Source organism: Streptomyces sp. DT2A-34 (assembly GCF_030499515.1).
Classification (GTDB): Bacteria; Actinomycetota; Actinomycetes; order Streptomycetales; family Streptomycetaceae; genus Streptomyces.
The window spans coordinates 7289342-7307789 of sequence record NZ_JASTWJ010000001.1 but is presented as its reverse complement, the minus strand read 5'-3'; the positions used below and the strand labels follow the sequence as shown (position 1 = coordinate 7307789).

The following is an 18448-nucleotide window of genomic DNA, read 5'->3' as shown; positions in this document are numbered from 1 at the left end:
CGGTGTCTTCAAATGATCTTGAGTGGTGGATCATGGTCGGGTGATACGTCGACATGAACTGTCGGATGCCGAATGGGAGTTCGTCCGGCCGCTGCTGCCCGCATCGTTGCGGGGCAGGAAGCGGCTGGACGACCGCACCGTGCTCAACGGGATCGTGTGGAAGTTCCGTACCGGGACGGCCTGGCGGGACGTGCCCGAGCGGTACGGTCCGTGGGCCACGCTGCACACCCGGTTTCGCCGGTGGGCCCTGGACGGCACGTTCGAGCGGATGCTCCAGGCCGCCCAGTCGAGGGCGGACGCGAGCGGCGACATCGACTGGCTCGTGTCGATCGACTCAACCGTGGTCCGTGCCCACCAGCACGCTGCCGGGGCCCGAAAGGGGGCTCCGCAGCCCCGGACTCGGTCGGTCCCGAGGCGGCCTGACCAGCAAGATTCACCTGGCATGCGATGCCCTGGGACGCCCGCTCGCCTTCACCGTCACAGGCGGGAACACCAACGACTGCACCCAGTTCACCGCCGTGATGGACGCGATACGGGTGCCTCGCCTCGGGCCGGGACGGCCCCGTGTCCGGCCCGACCACGTCATCGGCGACAAGGGCTACAGCTCCAAAGCGATCCGGGCCTGGCTCAGGCGGCGGGGCGTCGGCCACACCATTCCGGAACGTTCCGACCAGATCCGCAACCGGCTCCGGCGCGGCCACCGCGGCGGGCGCCCGCCCGCCTTCGACAAGCAGCTCTACAAGCGGCGCAACGTGGTCGAACGATGCTTCAACCGCTTGAAGCAGTGGCGAGGCATCGCCACCCGCTACGAGAAGACCGCCGAGTCCTACCAAGCAGCCGTCACCCTCGCATCGCTCCTGATGTGGGCGTGACATTTGAAGACACCGCCTAGGGCCATATGTCAGGGGCCTGCGCTGCCGATCCGGCGGCGCAGGCCCCTGGCGACATCGGGCGGGGGTTCAGTTCCGCGCCTGGTCCTTGATGAAGCGGGCCAGTCGCGCCGCCCCCTCGGCGGCCTGGTCGGTGGTGAGGTAGCTGCAGGAGAGCCGGATCTGCCGGTCCCCCGCGTCGTCCAGGTGGAAGTGGCGCATCGGCGTCCAGATGACGCCGTATTTGTCCGCCGAGATGTCCAACGCGGCCCCGTCCGCGGCGAACGGGACGTCGAGCGTCAGGAAGAACCCGCCGTCGGGGTCGTTCCACCGCACCCCGGCCGACTCCGGTGCTCCCGCGGGCAGTTCGGCGGCGAGGGACTCCCGCAGACACCTCATGGTGGACTGGTAGTGGCGTGCCGATGCCTCGTTCGCCGCCCGCAGCCCGCCGCCGTTCTGCAGGAGCAGCCCGGCGACCGCTGCCTGGCTCAGGCTGGAGGTGTTGACGGTGACCATGCTCTTGACCTTGGCCAGTTCGTCGGCGAGCAGCCCCGGTGCCCGGCCGTCCGCGCTCTCGACCAGCTGGTCGGCGACCACGAACCCGACGCGCGCGCCCGGGAAGGCGGTCTTCGCGAAGGAGCCGAGGTAGATGACGCGCCGCTGGGTGTCGAGGGACTTGAGCGTAGGCCGCCGCACCGTGCTGAAGACGCCGTAGGGGTTGTCCTCCAGGAGCAGCAGTCCGAGCCGGTCCGCGGCGTCGAGCAGGGCCGTACGGGCCTCGCGGCGCATGCTGACCCCGGTGGGGTTGGAGCAGTCGGGCACCACGTACAGACACCTGGCGCGCCGGCCGCTCGCCTCGATCTCCCGTACGGCGCGCTCGATTCCCTCCAGGCTCGGCCCGTGCGGGGTGCCGGGCACCGCGACGACGGGGATCCCGAGCAGACTGGCCGCGCCGGTGACGCCGACGTACGAGGGACTGTCGACGAGGAGCACGTCGTCGGGGCCCGTGAACAGCGCGCGGAGCGTGAGCAGGACGGCTTCCTGGCAGCCGACCGTCACCACCACGGACGCGGGGTCCACCGTCATGTCCTCGTCGACGTCGAGCATGCGGGCGACGATGTCCCTGATCTGTCCCGCGGTCTCGCCGTACTGGTAGAGCGCCGTGCGCACGCGTTCCTCGGAGTGGCCCTGCTCGCGCAGGTGGTCGAGGTAGGTCTCGATGAGTCCGGGTACGCGCGCGACGTCGAAGTCGCCTTCGTACGGCCGTCCCGGGGCGAAGGAGATCGCCTGCGGATGGCGGAGGGTGACCTCGTTGAGGAAGGTCATCGTGTCGAGCAGCGGCGCGGACAGGCTGGCGTGCAGAGCGGTCCGCGGCAGGACGCCTGTCCGGTCCGTGCTCCCTGACATGGTCGTCATCCGGGACTCCTGTCTGTGTACGACATGGTGTGCGGCACGGTGTGCGGCAGGGTGTGCGGCCCTGTGTTCTCGGGGTTCGGGCGGCTGTGTCCCGGCAGGATCACGGTGTCCGCGTCGATCGTGCCGGGCGACGCGTGGCCGGTGAGCACCATGGTGTCGGCGAACTCCGCGATCAGCAGGGTGAGCATCCGGTGCACGCCCTCGCTGCCGCCGGCGGCCAGGGCGTACAGTGCGGGCCGGCCGACGAACACGGCGCGGGCGCCGAGGGCCAGCGCGACCAGGACGTCGGCGCCGGAGCGGATGCCGCCGTCGAGGAAGACGGGGCAGCGGCCGCGCACGGCGGACACCACCTCGGGCAGCGCCTCCAAACTGGCTTGGACGCCGTCGAGTTGGCGGCCGCCGTGGTTGGAGACGATGATGCCCGCGACGCCCGCGGCCACCGCCGCCTCGGCGTCCCGCGCGGTGAGGACGCCTTTGGCGAGTACGGGCAGCCCGCTCAGGTCCCGCAGCCGTGCCACGGCGGACCAGTCGAGGGAGCGGTCGAAGGCCAGCCTGCTGTGCGCTCCGGGAGTCGCGCTCCCCGCGGCGGCCGACCCGGCCAGGTTGGCCGGGGTCACATGGGCGGGGACCGCGAAGCCGTTGCGCAGGTCGCGCAGGCGACGGCCGGTGAAGGGGGTGTCGACGGTGAGCACCAGGGCCTGGTAGCCGCTGTCGCGCGCACGACGGGCGAGGCCGAGCGTGGTCTCGGCGTCGCGGAAGCAGTACAGCTGGAGCCACAGCGGGGCGCCGGCCGCGTCGGCCACCTCTTCGAGGGTCCGGCCCGCGAAGGTGCTGACGACGAGCGGGAGTCCGAGCCGGCCCGTGGCGACGGCCGTGCCCGTCTCGCCGTCCGGGTGGGCGAGTGAGTGGTAGGCCACGGGTGCGATCCCGACGGGAGCCGACCAGCGGGAGCCGAACACCTCGACGGAGGTGTCCGGTTCCTCGATGCCGGGCAGCGCCCTGGGGCGCAGCCGTACGGTGTCGAAGACGGCCTCGTTGGCGGCCAGCGTCCGCTCCCGGCCCGCGCCACCGGCGATGAAGTCCCATACATCGGGCGGCAGTTCGTGCCGTGCGCGCTCGGCGAAGTCGTCGAGCGTGAGCGGCTCCCGCTCGGTGGCGGACGTCATCGACCGGCCACTTCCCGCTCCCTCTCGACGGCCTCGTACAGCGCCTTGATGTTCGAACTGCCGAAGCCGCGCGCGCCGTTGCGCTGGATGTACTCGTAGAAGAGGGTGCCGCGCGGGTAGGGCGAGCGGGTGAAGATCTGCAGCAGGTAGCCCCACTCGTCGCGGTCGGCGAGGACGTTGGTCTCGCGCAGGTCGGCGATGGCGTCGGCCATGTCGCTGACGCGCTCGGTGAGAAGGTCGTAGTAGGCGCCGGGGGTGCGCAGGAAGGCCACGCCGCGGTCGCCGAGCGCGCGGACCGAACCGACGATGTCGTCCACGAGGAAGGCCAGGTGCTGGACTCCCGGGCCGTTGTGGGCGTTCAGGAACTGGTTGATCTGGCCCGGCAGCCGCGTGTCGTCGGGCTCGATGAGGGTGAAGGTGATGCCGCCCTCGGCGTTGCGCACCACGATGGAGTCCATCGCCTGGTCGCCCACCTCGATGTACTCGGAGGAGTAGAAGGGCATGTCGAAGGCGGCCTCGTAGAACTCGGCGGTGCGGCGCAGGGTGCCGGCTTCGAGGCAGACCGCGACGTGGTCGAGGACCGGCCGGGGCGCCGCGGGGTCCGTGGCGGCCGGCAGGAGCGCCCAGTCCCGGTCGGGCGGCAGCTGCCCCGCACGGTCGTCGGTCGCGGCGATCAGGGTGTGCCGGACGTCCCCGAACCCGGAGACGGCGGCGAACCAGGTGTCCTGGCCGCGCCGGAGCGAAGGGGTCGGCTGCTGCAGTGCGGTGGCGCCGGCGAGGACGGCCCGGTCGAAGCAGGACTGGACGTCGTCACAGCTGAACGCGAGGTCGGCGATGGAGTCGCCGTGCTCCTCGACGTGCCGGGCGACGGCCGTTCCCGGCTGCAGCGCCTGGGTGACCACGAGGGTGACCTCGCCGCTGCGCAGCACGGTGGACCTGCGGTCGTGGGTACCGGTGGCGGGGCCCGCCACGGCCAGGGGCACGAAGCCGAGGCTGTCGATGAGGAAGCCGGAGGCATCCCGGTCGTCCGTGACGTACAGCTCGGCGTACGCAATGGCACTTGGCGGCATGGCGGCTCTCCAATGAAGAGAAAGGGAGAAACGCGGGAACACCCGTCGGAAAGACGGCTCCCGAAATTCTCGATCAGGAAAGGGAAATGCACGTGCCTACACTCTACAAATCGCTCGTATACCCTCGCTATCGGCTGGATATCAAGCTCCCTACCTGCGGTTATCCGCCTGGATAAGTATGTTGACCAGCTCCTCCGAGCCTTGCTAGCGTCCCAGTTCGCCCTTAATTGAATGTCACTCAAGCGGCACCTCGATTATTTTTCTGCGCGGCATGAAAAGGCCGGGGGTTCCGGCGGAAGATTGTGAGGAGACAGGTGTCTGAGCTCTCGTCCATTCGGCACGGCCTGACCAGTGCGCAGCACGAGGTGTGGCTCGCGCAGCAGCTGGACCCGCGAGGTGCGCACTACAAGACCGGCTCCTGCCTGGAGATCGACGGCCCGCTGGACCACGCCGTACTGAGCGCGGCCCTGCGGCACACGATGGCCGAGACGGAGACCCTCTGCTCCCGCTTCCTCACCGACGAGCAGGGACGCCCGTACCGCGCGTACTGCCCCCTCGCCCCGGAGGGCGCGGACGAGACCGAGGGCCCGGACGGCGTGCCGTACACCCCGGTGCTGCTGCGGCACTTCGACCTCACCGGGCACGAGGACCCGCAGGCCGAGGCGATCCGCTGGATGGAGCGGGACCGCGCGACGCCGGTGGCGCTCGACCGGCCCGGCCTCAGCAGCCACGCGCTGTTCACGCTCGGCGGCGGCCGGCACCTGTACTACCTGGGCGTCCATCACATCGTGATCGACGGCACCAGCATGTCCCTGTTCTACGAGCGGCTCGCCGAGGTCTACCGGGCGCTGACGCAGGGGCGTGCCGTACCGCCCTGCTCCTTCGGCGACATGGACCAGCTGGTCGCCACCGAGGAGACCTACCGCGCCTCCGCCCGGCACGCCAAGGACCGCGCCTACTGGACCGAGCTGTTCGCCGACGTTCCCGAGCCCGTCTCGCTCACCGGCCGCAGCAGTGGGCTCGTCCTGGCGCCCACCGTGGCGAGCCTCGCCCTCGGCCCGGAGCGCACGGGTGTGCTGGAGCGGGCCGCCGAGGCGACCGGCTCCGCCTGGGCGCGCGTGGTGATCGCCGGCGTGGGCGCCTTCCTGCACCGGATGACGGGCGCTCAGGACATCGTGCTGTCGGTGCCGGTCACGGGCCGGTACGGCGCCAACGCCCGCACCACGCCCGGCATGGTCTCCAACCGGCTGCCGCTGCGGCTGACCGTGCGCCCGGGCCAGACCTTCGCCCAGCTGATCGAGACCGTGTCCGACGCGTTGCGCGGCCTCATGGCGCACAGCCGGTACCGCGGCGAGGACCTGAACCGCGAACTCGGCGGCTCGGGCGTGCTCGCCCCGACGGTCAACGTCATGCCCTACCGGCCCGTCGACTTCGGCGGCCCGCTCGGCGTGATGCGCAGCATCAGTTCCGGCCCGACGACCGACCTGAACTTCGTCCTGACCGGCACCCCCGACTCCGGGCTCCGCGTCGACTTCGAGGGCAACCCGCAGGTGTACGACGCGCGGGACCTGACCTTCCTCCAGGAGCGCTTCGTCCGGTTCCTAGAGGACCTGGCGGCCGACCCCACCGCACCTCTCGACCAGGCCGCGCTGCTCACGCCGGACGAACGGCACCGCATCCTCACGCAGTGGAACGACACCGCGCACGAGGTGCCCGACGCGACGCTGCCCCGGCTGCTCGCCGCGCAGGCCGCCCGCACCCCGGACCACGAGGCCGTCGCGTACGAGGGAAGTTCTCTGACGTACGCCGAACTGGACGGCCGCGCCGAGGAGTTGGCCAGGAGCCTGGTCGCCCGCGGAGCCGGCCCGGAGCGCTTCGTCGCGGTCGCCGTCCCCCGGTCGACGGAACTCGTCGTCGCCCTGCTCGCCGTGCTGAAGTCGGGCGCGGCGTACGTCCCCGTCGACCCCGGCTATCCGGCGGACCGCATCGCGCACATCCTGCAGGACGCGGGCGCCATGCTCGTCCTGACCACGTCGGACACCGAGGAGCGGCTGCCGGACGACGGCACCCCCCGGCTGGTCCTGGACGGACCGGTCCCTGCCCCGGCCCCGGAGCCCGCCGGGGCGGCACCGGCGGCGGCGCTCGATCCGCGGCACCCCGCCTACGTCATCTACACCTCCGGGTCCACCGGCCGGCCCAAGGGTGTGGTGATCTCCCACCGGTCGATCGTCAACCGCCTGGCCTGGATGCAGCACACCTACGGCCTCGATGCCTCCGACCGGGTGCTGCAGAAGACCCCGTCCGGCTTCGACGTGTCCGTGTGGGAGTTCTTCTGGCCCCTCACCCAGGGCGCCACGCTGGTCGTCGCGCGGCCCGAGGGCCATCTGGACCCGGCCTATCTGGCCGACGTCATCCGGCGCGAGGGCGTCACCACCCTCCACTTCGTGCCGTCGATGCTCGACGTGTTCCTGCGCGAGCCCGCCGCGGCCTCACTGACGGGGCTGCGCCGGGTCTTCTGCAGCGGCGAGGCCCTCTCGGCCGAGCTGCGCACGCGGTTCCAGGCCGTGTCGGACGTCCCGCTGCACAACCTGTACGGGCCCACGGAAGCCGCCGTCGACGTGACGTACTGGCCGTGCGCCGAGGACTCGGGCACCGGCCCGGTGCCGATCGGCCGCCCGGTGTGGAACACCCGGATGCGGGTGCTCGACGCCGCGCTGCGCCCGGTGCCCGCGGGCGTGCCCGGCGAGCTCTACATCGCCGGTGTCCAGCTCGCCCGCGGCTACCTGGGCCGCCCCGGCCTCAGTGCCGAGCGCTTCACCGCCGACCCGCACGGCGCGCCGGGCAGCCGGATGTACCGCACGGGCGACCTCGCGCGCTGGAACCACGACGGCAGCCTCGACTATCTCGGCCGCGCCGACCAGCAGGTCAAGCTGCGCGGCTTCCGCATCGAACTCGGCGAGATCGAGGCCGCCCTCGTCCGGCAGCCGGAGGTCGGCCAGGCCGCGGTGGTGCTGCGCGAGGACCGGCCCGGCGACCAGCGCCTCGTCGCCTACACCGTCCCCTCGGGCGACACCGGGCCCGGCTCCGCGGCGCTCACCGCCCGGCTGCGCGAGCTGCTGCCGGACTACATGGTCCCCTCGGCGTACGTCACCCTGCCGGAGCTGCCGGTCACGCCGAACGGCAAGCTCGACCGCAGGGCCCTGCCCGTCCCCGACCGCACGGAGCGGTCCGGCGGCCGGGCACCGCGCACCCCGCGCGAGGAACTGCTGTGCACGCTGTTCGCCGAGGTCCTCGGGGTGGACGCGGTCGGCGTCGACGACGGCTTCTTCGAGCTGGGCGGCCACTCGTTGCTCGCCACACAGCTGATCAGCCGCATCCGCACCGCCCTCGGGGCGGAGCTGTCGATCCAGCGGGTCTTCGAGTCGCCGAGCGTGGCGGAGCTCGCTGTGGCACTCGACGAGACCGGCCGGGCCCGTACGGCGGTCACCGCCCGGCAGCGGCCCGACCGCCTTCCCCTCTCCTTCGCCCAGCGACGCCTGTGGTTCATCCACCAGTTCGAGGGCCCGTCGCCGCTGTACAACATCCCGGCCGCGCTGCGGCTCACCGGCCACCTGGACGGCGCCGCCCTGTCGGCGGCGATCGGTGATGTGGTCGCCCGGCACGAGAGCCTGCGCACCGTCTTCGCGGAGGACGAGCACGGCCCGCACCAGGTGATCCTGTCCGCGGAGCAGGCGGCGCCCCGCCTGGAGATGGTCGACAGCGACGCGGAGCGGCTGACCGAGGACATCGCCCGGGTGGCCCGCCACCCCTTCGACCTCACCGGTGAAGTGCCGTTGCGCACCGCGCTGTTGCGGGTGGCACCGGACGAGCACGTGCTGCTGCTGGTGCTGCACCACATCGCCGGGGACGGCTGGTCGCTGGCCCCGCTCGCCCGTGATCTGGGGGCCGCCTACGCCGCCCGGCTCGGCGGCGCGGCCCCCGACTGGGCGCCGCTGCCGGTGCAGTACGCCGACTACACGCTCTGGCAGCACGAACTCCTCGGCGCCGACGGGGACGGCGAGAGCGAGGGCGCCCGGCAGCTCTCCCACTGGCGACAGGCCCTGGCCGGCCTGCCGGAGCGGCTCGAACTGCCCACCGACCGGCCGCGTCCCGCACGGCGCGACAACGCCGGGGACCGGCTCGACGTGACCGTGCCCGCCGATCTGCACCGCTCGCTGGCCGGGCTGGCCACCGAGACCCGGACCAGCGTGTTCATGGTGCTCCAGGCCGCGCTCGCGGGGCTCCTGACGCGGCTCGGCGCGGGTGAGGACGTACCGATCGGCTCCACCATCGCGGGGCGTACCGACGCGGCGGTGGAGAACCTGATCGGCTTCTTCGTCAACACGCTCGTGCTGCGCACGGACACCAGCGGCGACCCGACCTTCCGCGAGCTCCTCGGCCGGGTCCGCGACACCGACCTGGCCGCCTACGCCCACCAGGACGTGCCCTTCGAGCGGCTCGTCGAGGCGCTCAACCCGGACCGCAGCACCTCCCACCACCCGCTGTTCCAGGTGGCGCTGACCTTCGACACCACCCAGCAGGACGCCTTGGGCGAGCTGGGCCGGCTGCCCGGCGTCAGCGCGACGCTCATGCCCGTGCACACCGGCCTGTCCAGGTTCGACCTCGTGTTCGCCTTCGACGAGAACCGCGACGCCGAGGGCGAGCCGGCCGGGCTGAACCTCGCGGTGGAGTTCAGCACGGAGCTGTTCGACGCCGGGACCGTCCGCGCCCTCACCGAGCGGCTGGTGCGGCTCCTCACGGAGGTCGTCGCGGAGCCCGACGCGCGCCTGGGCGACGTCGACGTCCTCGTCCCCGGCGAACACCACGCGCTGCTCGTGGCGGCCAACCGGCCTGACTCCGCCGCCGCCCTCGGCGAGTCCGTCGCGGCCACGCTGCCCGAGCTCTTCGAGCGGCAGGCGGCCCGCCACGCCGACCGCACGGCACTGACCTTCGAGGGCACATCTCTGTCGTACGGCGAGCTCAACTCGCGTGCCAACCGCCTCGCCCGGCTGCTCGTCGCCCGCGGGATCGGGCCCGACGCGCTGGTCGCGCTCGCGCTGCCCCGCTCGGCCGAACTGGTCGTGGCGCTGCTCGCCGTGGTCAAGGCGGGTGCCGCCTATGTGCCGCTCGACCCCGGCTATCCGGCCGACCGGCTCGCCTACGCGCTGTCCGACGCGGCGCCCGCGGTGCTGCTCACCGACCGCGACACCGCCGAGCGGCTGCCCGCCCACGAGGTGCCCCGCATCGTCCTCGGCGACCTCACGGAAGCGGACGGCGACGGGCCGGACGCGTACCGCTCGGACGACCTCGCCCAGAGCGAGCGGGTCAGGCCGCTCGACCCACGGGACACCGCCTACGTCATCTACACCTCGGGCTCGACGGGACGGCCCAAGGGTGTGGCCGTGCCGCACCACAACGTCGTGCGGCTCTTCTCCGCCACCGAGCACTGGTTCGGCTTCGACGAGCGGGACGTGTGGACCCTCTTCCACTCCTACGCGTTCGACTTCTCCGTCTGGGAGCTGTGGGGGCCGCTCCTGCACGGCGGCCGGCTCGTCGTCGTACCGCACGCCGTCAGCCGGGACCCCGCCGCGTTCCTGACCCTTCTCGAACGGGAGCGGGTCACCGTCCTGAACCAGACGCCTTCGGCGTTCTACCAGCTGGCCGCGGCCGACCGCGAGCAGCGGCCCGAACTCGCCCTGCGCTACGTGGTGTTCGGCGGCGAGGCACTCGACCTGTCCCGCCTCGCGGACTGGTACGAGCGGCACGCCGAGGACGCCCCGGTCCTGGTCAACATGTACGGCATCACCGAAACCACCGTCCACGTCTCCCACTTCGCGCTGGACCGGGCCACCGCTGCCGCCGCCTCGGCGAGCACCATCGGCGTCAACATCCCCGACCTGCGGGTCTACGTCCTCGACGACCGACTGCGCCCCACCGCGCCCGGCGTCACCGGGGAGATGTACGTCGCCGGGGCCGGCCTCGCCCTCGGCTACCTGGGCCGCCCCGGCCTCACCGCGGACCGCTTCCCCGCCGACCCGTACGCCGCGCGTTTCGGCGAGACGGGCACCCGGATGTACCGCACGGGCGACCTGGCCAGGCGCCGGTCCGACGGCGGCCTCGACTACCTGGGGCGCGCCGACCAGCAGGTGAAGATCCGCGGCTTCCGGATCGAGCTCGGCGAGATCGAGGCCGTGCTCGCGGCCCACTCCTCGGTCGACGACGTGACCGTGGTGCCGCGCGAGGACGTCCCGGGCGACCTGCGGCTCGTCGCGTACGTGGTGACCGGTGCCGACGTGAGTGCCCGCGCGCTCCACGACCATGCCGCCGCCCAACTGCCGGACTACATGCTGCCCTCGGCGTTCGTCACCCTGGACGCCCTGCCGTTGACGCCCAACGGCAAGCTCGACAGCAAGGCGCTGCCCGCCCCCGCCCACTCCGGGCAGGTCACGGGACGCGCTCCGCGCGGGCCGCGCGAGGAGATCCTGTGCTCCCTCTTCGTCGAGGTGCTCGCGGTTCCCCGCCTGACCATCGACGACAACTTCTTCGACCTCGGCGGCCACTCCCTGCTCGCCACCAAGCTGGCCGGCCGCATCCGCAGCACCCTGGGGGTCGAGCTGTCGGTGCGGCAGCTCTTCGAGACGCCCACGGTCGCCGGGCTCTCCGCGGCCCTGGACCGGGCGGAGCACGCCAGGACACCGCTGACGGCCGGCGAGCGTCCCGAGCGGCTGCCGCTGTCGTACGCACAGCAGCGGCTGTGGTTCCTGCACCAGCTCGAAGGCCCCTCACCCACCTACAACATCACCGGTGCGCTGCGGCTGACCGGCGGGCTCGACCCGGAGGCGCTGCGCGCGGCCTTCCGGGACGTGATCGCCCGCCACGAAAGCCTGCGGACCGTCTTCACCGAGGACGAGCAGGGCGCCCGGCAGACCGTGCTCGACGCCGCCGGCGTGCGCTTCGAGCTGCCGCTGACCGGCACCGTCGAGGAGCGGCTCGACCAGCTCCTCGCAGAGGCCGCCCGGCACTGCTTCGACCTGCGGACCGACATCCCGGTGAAGGCGGAACTGTTCCGGCTCGCCGACGACGAGCACGTGCTGCTGCTGATGGTGCATCACATCGCGGGTGACGGCTGGTCCCTCGGCCCGCTGATCCACGACCTCGCCACGGCGTACACGGCCCGCGCGGCCGGTCGCGCCCCCGACTGGACGCCCCTGCCCGTGCAGTACGCGGACTTCGCGCTGTGGCAGCGCGCGTCGCTCGGAGACGCGTCCGACGCCACCAGCCCGGCCGGCCGCCAGCTCGCCCACTGGAAGCAGGCCCTGGCCGGTCTGCCCGACCGGCTCGACCTGCCCGCGGACCGGCCGCTCCCGGCCGTCGCCTCGCACCGCGGCGACCGTGTTCCGCTGACCGTCCGCGCGGAGCTGCACCGGGGCGTCGTGGAGCTGGCCAGGGAGTCCCGCACCAGCGTCTTCATGGTGCTCCAGGCTGCTCTGGCCGCCCTGCTGTCCCGGATGGGGGCCGGTGACGACATCCCCGTCGGCACGCCGGTGGCGGGACGGACCGACGACGCCCTCGACCAGGTCGTCGGCTTCTTCGTCAACACCCTGGTGCTGCGCACCGACACCAGCGGCAACCCCACCTTCCGCGAGCTGCTCGACCGGGTGCGGGCCACCGACCTGACCGCCTACGACCACCAGGAGCTGCCCTTCGAACACCTGGTGGATGTCCTCAGCCCGACCAGGTCGCTCTCCCACAACCCGCTGTTCCAGGTGCTGTTGAGCCTGGACACCACCCAGCAGGACGCGCTCGCCGCGCTGGCCGCGACCGGCCTCGGCGTGACGCTGCTGCCCGTCGCCACCGGGATCGCCAAGCTCGACCTGGCCTTCGAGATCGCCGAGCACCGCGACGCCGAGGGCGCTCCCGCCGGACTGTTCGGCGCGGCCGAGTACAGCACCGACCTCTTCGACAAGGGCACGGTCAGCGCACTGGTGGACCGCTTCCTGCGGCTCCTCGACGCCCTGGTCGGCGACCCCGGGCGACACATCGGTGACGTCGACGTCCTCAGCCGTCAGGAGCTGGACCGCGTCCTGGTCGAGTGGAACGACACACCGCGCGAGCCGGTCGGCCGGACCTTCGCCGAGTATGTCGAGACCCATGCCGCCGAGGCGCCGGAGCGCATCGCCGTCGAGTTCGACGGGCAGGCCCTGTCGTACGGCGAGCTCAACGCGCGGGCGAACCGGCTGGCCCGCCGCTTCCTCGAACTGGGCGCGGGCCCCGAGGAGTTCGTGGCGATGGCCCTGCCCCGCTCGGCCGACCTGGTCGTCTCGGCGCTCGCCGCCTTCAAGGCGGGCGCGGCCTATCTGCCCGTCGACCCCGCGTACCCGGCCGAGCGGATCGCCCATCTCGTCGGGGACGCCGCGCCCACGCTCGTCGTCACCACGTCCGCCGGCGCCGCCGGGCTCCCGGACACAGCCGCACCACTTCTCCTGATCGACAGCGCCGAGACCGCGGCGGCCGTCGCCGGACTGCCCGCGCACGATGTCACCGACGGGGAACGGCCGACGCCGCTGCGCCCCGAACACCCGGCGTACATGATCTACACCTCCGGCACCACGGGCCGGCCCAAGGGTGTCGTCGTCACCCACACCGGTCTGCCGGGCCTGGTCGACATCTTCACCCGCGACTGCGCGGCCGGGCCGGACAGCAGGATCCTGCAGCACCTCTCCCCGAGCTTCGACGCGTCGTTCTGGGAGCTGGCGATGGCTCTCCTCACCGGCGCCACCCTCGTCGTCGCGCCCCAGGAGACCACGCCGGGGCCCGAACTGGCCGAGCTGGCGACCCGGTACGCGGCGACCCATCTCAGCCTGACGACCTCCGTCCTCGGGCTGCTGCCCGAGGGTTCGCTGCCCGACGGGCTCACCCTCGTCGTGGGCGCGGAGACGATCCCGCCGGAGCTGGTGGAGCGCTGGTCCGGCGGCCGTACGATGCTCAACTCCTACGGCCCCACGGAGACCACGGTCTGCTCGACGATGAGCGGTCCGCTGTCCGGGCCCCTCACCCCGCCCATCGGCTCCCCCGTCACCAACACCGCGGTGTACGTGCTGGACGCCGCGCTGCGCCCGGTCGCCCCCGGTGTCCCCGGCGAGCTCTACGCGGCCGGTCCGCACCTGGCCCGCGGCTACCACGGGCGGCCCGCGCTCTCCGCGGAGCGGTTCGTGGCCAACCCGTTCGGGGCGCCCGGCACCCGGCTGTACCGGACCGGTGACCTGGTGCGCTGGCTGCCGAACGGTGAGCTGGAGTATCTGGGACGGGTCGACACCCAGGTCAAGATCCGCGGCCTGCGGATCGAGCCGACCGAGATCGAGGCGGTCATCACCGAGCGCCCGCACCTGGCGAGGGCGGCCGTGATCGTGCGGGAGGACCGGCCGGGCGACCGGCGGCTCGTGGCGTACGTCGTACCCGAGCCCGGTCACACCCTGGACGCCGCCGCGCTCCGTGCCGAACTGCGCGAGACGCTGCCCGACCACATGATCCCGACCGCGTTCGTCGCCCTGGACACCCTGCCGCTGACGATCAACGGCAAGCTGGACCGCAAAGCGCTGCCCGCCCCCGACTACTCCGCGCGGACGTCGGGGCGCACCGCCCGCAACCCGCGGGAGCGGCTGCTGTCCGAGCTGTTCGCCGACGTCCTCGGGGTGGAGTCCGTCGGGATCGACGACGGCTTCTTCGACCTCGGCGGGGACAGCATCCTGTCCATCCAGCTCGTCGGCCGGGCCCGCGGGGCAGGTCTCGTCCTGTCGGTGCGCGACGTCTTCGAACACCAGACGCCCGCGCTGCTCGCCGAGTCGGCCACGGCCGGACCCGACACCGACCGCCGGCAGCAAGGCGCCGACATCCCGGCCCACGGCCCGGCCCCCCGCACGCCGATGATGGGCTGGTTCGCCGAACTCGGCTCCGACGTGGCCGAGTTCAACCAGTCCCTGGTGCTCCGCGTGCCCGCCGCCCTCGACTTCGACGCGCTCGGCGCCGCTCTCCTGACCGTGCTCGACCACCATGACGCCCTGCGCATGCGGGTGGCCGGCGACTGGACGATCCAGGTTCCCGAACCGGGCTCCGTGGCCGTGGCCGACTGCCTGATCCGGTACGACACCGTGGGCCTCGACGAGTCCGACGTCCGGTCCGCGGTCACCGAGCAGGCCCGTGCGGCCCGTTCGCGGCTGGCCCCGGCGGACGGCCGTATGGTCCAGGCCGTCTGGCTCGACCGGGGTGCCGACCGGGACGGTCTGCTCGTGCTCGTCGCCAACCACCTGGTCATGGACGGCGTCACCTGGCGCATCCTCATACCCGACCTGGCCGCCGCCTACGCGGGCGAGCCGCTCGCCCCGGTGGACACACCGTGGCGGCGGTGGGCGCTGTCCCTCGCGGACATCGCCGGGGAACCGCGCGTCGAGGCGGAGCTCGACCACTGGCGTTCGGTGCTCGGCGACACCCCGCGCACACTGCGCCTCGACCGCGCGCGGGACACCCATGCGAGCGCGGGCGAGATCACCGCCGAACTCGACGCGGACATCACCGAGGCCCTGCTCACCTGGGTTCCCGGCGTCTGCCACGCGACGATCAACGACGTACTCCTGAGCACCTTCGCGCTCGCCGTCGCCGAGTGGCGGCGTGGCCGCGGTGAGAACCCCGACGCGCCCGTCGTGGTCGACCTGGAGAGCCACGGACGCCACGAGGACACCGTGCCGGGCGCGGAACTCAGCCGTACCGCGGGCTGGTTCACCGCCATGTACCCGGTCCTGCTCGCACCGCCCGCCGCCCCCGCCACCAACGGCGACGCGCCGACGATCCGGGCGCTGAAGGACGTGAAGGAGCAGCTGCGCGCCGTGCCCGGCGACGGCATCGGCTACGGCCTGCTGCGCTACCTCAACCCCCGTACCCGCACCGCGCTCGCGCGGTTCCCGGTCCCCGAGTTCGGCTTCAACTACCTCGGGCAGCTCGGCCAGGGCGGAGCCCATGAGGATCCCTGGAGCATCGAGGGCGGTGATGTCGCGGGGATCGACGGCGCCATGCCGCTGGCCCACCCCGTGGACCTCAACGCCGTAGCCCGGGAGACGCCTTCGGGCACCCGGCTGCGGGCGCGCTGGACCTACTCCCGGACCCAGCTGGAGTCCGAGGACGCCCGGCGTCTGGCCGACGCCTGGTTCCGGGCGCTGAAGCAGCTCGTCGAAGAGGCCCGCCGCCCCGGCGCCGGCGGACTGACCCCGTCGGACATCACCCACGCGGCGCTCGACCAGGGCGAGATCGAGCGCCTGGAGCGCCTCGTCCCCGCGGTCCAGGACATCCTGCCGCTCGCTCCCCTCCAGGAGGGCTTCCTCTTCCTCAACCTGTACGACGAGAACGCCCGTGACGTCTACGTGGGCCAGCTCGCGTTCGACCTGGAGGGCACGTTCGACGGTGCCCGGATGCGCGCCGCGGCGCAGGCCCTGCTGCGGCGGCACGCGAACCTGCGCGCCGGGTTCCGGCAGACCGGCTCGGGCGCATGGGTGCAGGTGGTGCCCGCCGACGTCGAACCCGACTGGCGGGAGGCCGACTTGACCGGCCTGCCCGCGGACGAGCGGGGTGCTCAGGCCGACCGGCTCGCCGCCGAGGACCGGGAGCGCCGCTTCGACCTGACGTGCCCGCCGCTGCTGCGGTTCACGGCGATACGCCTGTCCGGGGACCGGGTCCGGCTGGTGATGACGAATCATCACATCGTGCTCGACGGCTGGTCGATGCCCTTGCTCTGGCAGGAGCTGACCGAGCTGTACGCGTCCGGCGGCGACCCCGCGGCGCTGCCCCGCGTCCGCCCGTACCGCGACTACCTCACCTGGCTCGACGCCCGTGACCGGGACGGCGCCCGGGAGGCCTGGCAGAAGTCCCTCGCCGGGCTCGACGAGGCCACCCTGCTCGCCCCGGACGCCGGTCCGGTCGACTCGGCCCCGCTGGGCGTCGCCTTCGGCCTGGACGCGAAGGCGACCGCGGAGCTGTCGGCGTGGGCGCGGAGCCAGGGCGTCACGATGAACACGGTGGTGCAGGGTGCCTGGGCGCTGGCCCTGGCCCAGTCCACCGGCCGTGACGACGTCGTCTTCGGCGCCACCGTCTCGGGCCGCCCCCCGGAGCTGCCCGGCGTCGAGTCGATGATCGGCCTGTTCATCAACACCCTGCCCGTGCGCGCCCGCCTCGACCACGCCGAGCCCCTCAGCGGCTTCTTCCGCCGCCTGCAGACCGAACAGACCCGCCTCCTGGACCACCAGTGGGCCGGCCTGGCCGACATCCAGCGCTGGGCCGGACACAGCGAACTCTTCGACACCGCCATGGTCTTCCAGAACTACCCGGTGAGCGCCGACGTCACGAGCCGTCGGCTCGACGGTCTGCGCGTGGCCGGCTTCCACGCGGTCGAGAGCACGGACTTCGCCGTCAACCTCGTCGCGCACACCAGGGACTCCGCCCTGGAGCTCCGCCTCGACCACCGCGCGGACGTCTGCGACGGGGAGCTGGTCCGTTCACTGGCGGACCGGATGCTGCGGGTGCTGGAGACGCTGGTCTCCGACACCGACCTGCCCGTCGGACGCCTCGACACCCTCGACCCGGCCGAGCGGGAGCGGGTGCTGGTGGAGTGGAACGGGGCGCGGACCGAGCTGCCCGACACGCCGCTGCACGAGCTGGTGGCCGAGCAGGCCATACGTACGCCGGACGCGGTCGCGGTGGTGTGCGACGGTGACTCGCTCACCTACGGCGAACTCGACCGGCGCGGCAACCAGCTCGCCCGGCACCTCCTCGAACAGGGCCTCGGCGCCGAGCAGTTCGTAGCCCTGGCTCTGCCCAAGTCGCTCGACGCGATCGTCAGCATGCTCGCCGTCCTCAAGACCGGCGCCGCCTACCTGCCCATCGACCCCGACTACCCCGCCGAGCGCATCGACTACATGCTCGGTGACGCCGCGCCCGCGCTGACGTTCACGGAGCCGGTTCCTGTCGCTTCGTACGCGGACCAGCCCACCGCCACGATCACCGACGCCGAACGGCGCCTGCCGTGGTCACCCCGCCACCCCGCCTACATGATCTACACCTCCGGCTCCACCGGCCGCCCCAAGGGCGTCATCATCGAACACCACTCCCTGGCCACCTACCTCCACCGCACCCGCACCACCTACACCGCCACCACCGGCACCACCCTCCTCCACTCCCCCCTCGCCTTCGACCTCACCATCACCGCCCTATGGACCCCCCTCACCAACGGCGGAACCGTCCACCTCACCACCCTCGAAACCACCACCGTCCAACCAACGCTGATCAAGGCAACCCCCAGCCACCTACCACTGCTCAACACCCTCCCCGACACCGCCTCCCCCTCCCACACCCTCATCCTCGGCGGCGAAGCACTCCATTCCGACCACCTCACCACCTGGCGCCAGCACCACCCCCACGTCCAGATCATCAACGCCTACGGACCCACCGAATCCACCGTCAACATCACCGACCACCACCTCGAACCCGACACCGACACCGACACCCACGGCCCCGTACCGATCGGCCGACCGTTCACCAACACCCAGGTATACGTACTCGACTCAGCCCTGCGGCCCGTCCCCGCCGGAATACCAGGCGAGCTCTACCTCGCCGGCGAACAACTCGCCCGCGGCTACCACAACCGCCAAGCCCTCACCGCCGAACGCTTCACCGCCAACCCCCACGGCGAACCCGGCACCCGCATGTACCGCACCGGCGACCTCGCCCACTGGAACCACCACGGCCACCTCATCTACGACGGCCGCACCGACCACCAAATCAAACTCCGCGGCCACCGCATCGAACTCGGCGAAATCGAAACCACCCTCACCGCCCTACCAGGCGT

General features: G+C 72.4%; 5 protein-coding genes (1 of these 5 only partly in view). 2 read left to right on the top strand and 3 right to left on the bottom strand.

Annotated features, from left to right (window positions below):
• Nucleotides 1–43 precede the first annotated feature (43 nt).
• Nucleotides 44–872 (top strand): IS5 family transposase gene (locus tag QQM39_RS32690; RefSeq protein WP_302003470.1). Its coding sequence is split into 2 segments (ribosomal slippage): nt 44–381 and nt 380–872, totalling 831 coding nucleotides; the frame shifts between segments, so codons are not numbered across the junction.
• Nucleotides 873–959: 87 nt separating this feature from the next.
• Here the strand turns inward: QQM39_RS32690 and QQM39_RS32685 are convergent.
• From QQM39_RS32685 to hppD, 3 genes are read right to left on the bottom strand one after another with little or no spacing between them, the layout of a single operon-like run.
• Nucleotides 960–2285 carry a PLP-dependent aminotransferase family protein gene (locus QQM39_RS32685; RefSeq protein ID WP_302001143.1) on the bottom strand — a complete coding sequence of 442 codons (1326 nt, stop codon included), beginning with the start codon at nt 2283–2285 and terminating at the stop codon, nt 960–962.
• Entirely contained in the window at nt 2282–3451 is a 1170-nt protein-coding gene (locus QQM39_RS32680) for an alpha-hydroxy acid oxidase (RefSeq protein WP_302001142.1), read from the bottom strand. Before QQM39_RS32680 ends, QQM39_RS32685 begins: the two co-directional genes overlap by 4 nt.
• Nucleotides 3448–4521 carry a 4-hydroxyphenylpyruvate dioxygenase gene (hppD, locus tag QQM39_RS32675; protein ID WP_302001141.1) on the bottom strand — a complete coding sequence of 358 codons (1074 nt, stop codon included), beginning with the start codon at nt 4519–4521 and terminating at the stop codon, nt 3448–3450. Before hppD ends, QQM39_RS32680 begins: the two co-directional genes overlap by 4 nt.
• Before the next feature lie 314 nt (nt 4522–4835).
• Here hppD and QQM39_RS32670 point away from each other — a divergent pair, with 314 nt between their 5' ends.
• Nucleotides 4836–18448 carry the 5' portion of a non-ribosomal peptide synthase/polyketide synthase gene (locus tag QQM39_RS32670; RefSeq protein ID WP_302001140.1) on the top strand. The gene runs 8269 nt beyond the window's last position, so 13613 of the gene's 21882 nt are visible here — the first part of the coding sequence; its start codon is at nt 4836–4838; the stop codon falls past the right edge of the window.

What these genes read in the sequence shown, in the direction of transcription:
- QQM39_RS32685 (WP_302001143.1), bottom strand. Translation starts at nt 2,285, where the DNA reads ATGACGACCATGTCAGGGAGCACGGACCGGACAGGCGTCCTGCCGCGG.
- QQM39_RS32680 (WP_302001142.1), bottom strand. Translation starts at nt 3,451, where the DNA reads ATGACGTCCGCCACCGAGCGGGAGCCGCTCACGCTCGACGACTTCGCC.
- hppD (WP_302001141.1), bottom strand. Translation starts at nt 4,521, where the DNA reads ATGCCGCCAAGTGCCATTGCGTACGCCGAGCTGTACGTCACGGACGAC.